The following is a 3,483-nucleotide window of genomic DNA, read 5'->3' as shown; positions in this document are numbered from 1 at the left end:
GCCGTCACCCCCTGGCTGCCGGCCGGGCAGCCAGGGGGTGACGGCGTCCAGGACGGGCCGCTGGTCCGTGAGGTAGAAGTGACCGCCCGGGAAGAGCCGGGTGCCGAAGGAGGCGCCGGCGCAGGCGCGCCAGCGTCGGAGGTCCTCGGGGCTGACGTCGGGGTCCTCGGTGCCGCCGAGCGCGAGCAGCGGGGCGCGGACCGGCTCGGACTGGGTGCGTCCGTAGCGGGCGACGACGCCGAAGTCGGCCCGGATCGAGGGGAGCACCAGTTCGAGGAGCTCGGGCGAGTCGAGCAGGTCGCCGAAGGAGTCGTTGAGACGGCGGAGTTCGTCGACGAGGTCGGCGTCGTCGAGTTCGTGCCGGTCGTGCCGCTCGCGGTGGTGGGGGGCACGGGAGCCGGAGACGGCGAGCAGGTCGACGACCTGGCCGTGGCGGCGTTCGAGTTCGAGGGTGACCTCGTAGGCGACGACGGCGCCCATGCTGTGGCCGAAGAGCGCGAGCGGTTCGCCGACGAAGGGCTCCAGCGCGTCGGCGACGGGTCGGACGAGTTCGTCCATGGTGGTGGCGGCGGGTTCCCCGAGCCGGTCCTGACGGCCGGGGTACTGCACGGCGTACACCTCGGTGTCGCCGGGCAGTCCGGCGGGCCAGCCCCGGTACGCGAAAGCGGTGCCGCCCGCGTGCGGGGCGCACACGAGCCGGCACCGGGGCCGGGTGACCCGGTTGCACGCCTTGAGCCACCGCGAGTGCGTACGCGGATCCGGAACGGTCACGGTCGATCGCCTCCCATCGTGCTTGGGCTCCAGCACAATGAGCGGCGCTATCCGCGGTCTATAAGCGGCGACGGTGGCGGTCTATACATCCCGTTTCGGCCGCGTTCGACCGGGGGCGGACGGGAAGGACGGCGGCCCGGGCGGGGGATCCCGGGGCCGCCGTCCGTCGAAGGGGAGGCTTATGAAGCCTCCCGGCTCATGGTGCGCCAGGTGACGGCGGCGCTGGCGGTGACGGCGAGGAGCAGGGAGCCGATGATCGCTCCGGTCACGGTGCCGCCGTTGAGGTGCAGTCCGACGTCGGCGGAGGTGGCCTGGGAGAGGCCCGAGGCCATTCCGGCGAGCGGCGGGAGGGTGACGAGGACGCCGAGGGCGGCGCCGACGGCCACGACGAGGGAGGTCTCGCCGACGGAGAAGAGGAGCAGCTGGCGGACGGTGCCGCCGGCGGACTTCATCACCGCGAAGTCGCGGCGCCGGCCGTGGGCGGTCATGGCCATGCTGTTGGCGACGGCGATGCCGCTGTAGCCGACGGCGATGACGATGAGCATGGCGGCGAGGCTGTCGGTGAGCTTGGCGTCGGTGTTGTAGTCGTCCAGGGCGTACTGGAGGGCGTCGTGGAGGGCGGTGCCGGGCACGAGCTCGGTGGGACGGTTGGCCCCGGGGACGAAGATGTCGTCGGTGAGGGCGGCCGGGTCGTGGCTGCGGACCAGGTCGCGGGAGACGACGAAGTCGCCGCGGGCGGGGTCGTCCGGGAGGACCTGGGCGACGCGCAGGCGGACGCTCTCCCCGTCGGCGAAGCGCACGGTGGCCTCCTGGCCGGCCTTGAGGTTCAGGGTCCTGGCGGTCCGCTCACCGAGCACGGCCTGGCCGGGCTTGCTCCAGCGGGCGTCGCGGGAGCCGAGGACGTCGATGACGGTCTGCTTGCCGGGTTCGCCGACGAAGGCCCGGGTGGGCAGGGCGGCCTTGCCGACGGGGTTGGCGGCGACGACCTCGTCGGTGTTGCCGGGGGTCCCGTCGGGCGTGACGATCAGCTGGCCCTGGACCTTGAGGGCCTCGCCGGCCGGGTAGGCGACGCGCATGGTCTCGACCATGCCGCTGAGCAGGACGGCGAAACCGACGGCGGCGATGACGGGAGCGGCGAGGGAGGCGGCGCGGCGGGAGTTGGCGCCGAGTTCGGCGCGGACGAGCAGCGGGCCGGCCGATCCGGACCGCTGGAAGGGGGCGGTGAGGGCCCGGCCGACGGGGCCGACGAAGACGGGGGCCAGGAGCGCGGCGGCCACGATGAGCACCATGGTCGCGAAGATGGCCATGTTGACGCGGTCGTCGGCGGCCGCGGTGGCGGTGCCGATGGCGAGGACGACGCCGAGGCCGAGGACGGCGAGGCCGCTGATCCAACGGGCGCGGCCCATGGTCTTGTTGGCGGAGCGGCTGTCGAGCAGTGCCTCGATGGGGGCGACCTTGGCGGCGAGCCGGCTGGCGGACCAGGCGCCGAGGACGCTGACGCCGATGCCGATGGCGGCGGCGGTGAACAGGGGCCAGGCGGAGACCGTGATCTCCAGGCCGGGCGGGGTGACGTCCAGGCCGTCGAGGATGTTCCGCAGCAGCGGGGCCGCCGCGACGCCGGCGAGGCAGCCGGCGAGGGAGCCGAGGAGGCCGACGACGGCGGCCTCGCCGAGGACCATCCGGCGGATCTGGCGGGGGGCGGCGCCGATGGTGCGCAGCAGGCCGATCTCGCGGCGGCGCATGCCGGTGGAGAGGACGAGCATGGAGGCGACGACGAAGACGGTGGTGAACAGGCCGAGGATGGCCATGGCGCCGATGAGCTGGGTGCCGAGGAACCGCTTGTGCTCGATGTACTGGGGCTGGAGTTCGGCCCGGTCGTCGCCGGAGACGACGGTGCCGGCGGCGCCGACGGCGCTGCGGGCCTGCTGCGCGAGGTTCCCGGCGGAGGTGCCGGGCTCGGGGACGAGGCCGATGACACCGACGCCGGGTTCCTGGCGTGCGGCGAAGGCGTCGCTGAAGTAGTAGCCGGGGCCGTCGACCGTGCCGACGACCTTGAACGGGGTACGGCCGGCGGTGATGTTGACGGTGAGGTCGGATCCGACGGGGACGCCGAGGGCGCGGTCGACGACGACCTCGTCGTCGGCGGTCGGGGCGCGGCCCGTGACGAGCTTGTACGGGGCGAGCCGGGTGCTGGCGAAGCCGTGGCCGGCGTCGACGGCGCCCTCGTCGGCGACGGGCCGGTCGCCGCGGAACGCCTGGGCGTAGAAGGTGCGGTCGACGACGGCCGCGGCCACGCCGGGCACCGCCGCCAGCTTCTCGACGAGCGGTGCGGCCTCGGCGCGGCTCCACGGCATCCGGTCCTCGGGGCTGCCGTCCTGGTCGGGGGCCTGGTTCGGCAGGGCGAGGGCGGCGGTGCCGGCGTAGCGGGGCTGGACGTCGGGGCGGGAGGAGTCGTAGATGACGAGGGTGGTGGTGATCAGTCCGACGCCGACCATCACGGCGACGAACGCGCCGAGGAATCCGGCCCAGCGCTCACGGATGTTCGCGAGGATCAGCATCATGCCTCCAGCCGGGCCATGTGGGCTGCGATGGAGGCGGCGTTCCGGCCGTCGGGGTCCCTGGTCAGGGTGATGCGGTCCGCGATGCGGCCGTCCTTGAGGAAGATGACGACGTCGGCGACGGCAGCGGCCACCGGGTCGTGGGTGACCATGA

At 73.9% G+C, this 3,483-nt stretch carries 2 protein-coding genes and 1 pseudogene; all 3 read right to left on the bottom strand.

Going from position 1 to position 3,483, the window contains the following annotated elements; all coding sequences use genetic code 11:
* The coding region (locus CCN56_RS39665; protein ID WP_086832432.1) for a thioesterase II family protein at positions 1-771 on the bottom strand (771 nt) is incomplete at its 3' end.
* Positions 772-950: 179 nt separating this feature from the next.
* Complete coding sequence (locus tag CCN56_RS39660; protein ID WP_256962425.1) at positions 951-3,332, bottom strand: ABC transporter permease; 2,382 nt, start codon at positions 3,330-3,332, stop codon at positions 951-953.
* Positions 3,329-3,483: pseudogene (locus tag CCN56_RS45385) on the bottom strand (ABC transporter ATP-binding protein); the annotation flags it as partial. The pseudogene CCN56_RS45385 and the gene CCN56_RS39660, both read right to left, overlap by 4 nt.

The organism is Streptomyces sp. NRRL B-24572, from assembly GCF_002156145.1.
Lineage (GTDB): Bacteria > Actinomycetota > Actinomycetes > Streptomycetales > Streptomycetaceae > Streptomyces > Streptomyces vietnamensis.
Note: the sequence above shows the minus strand (reverse complement) of the source record. Positions and strands in the feature narration are given on the sequence as shown.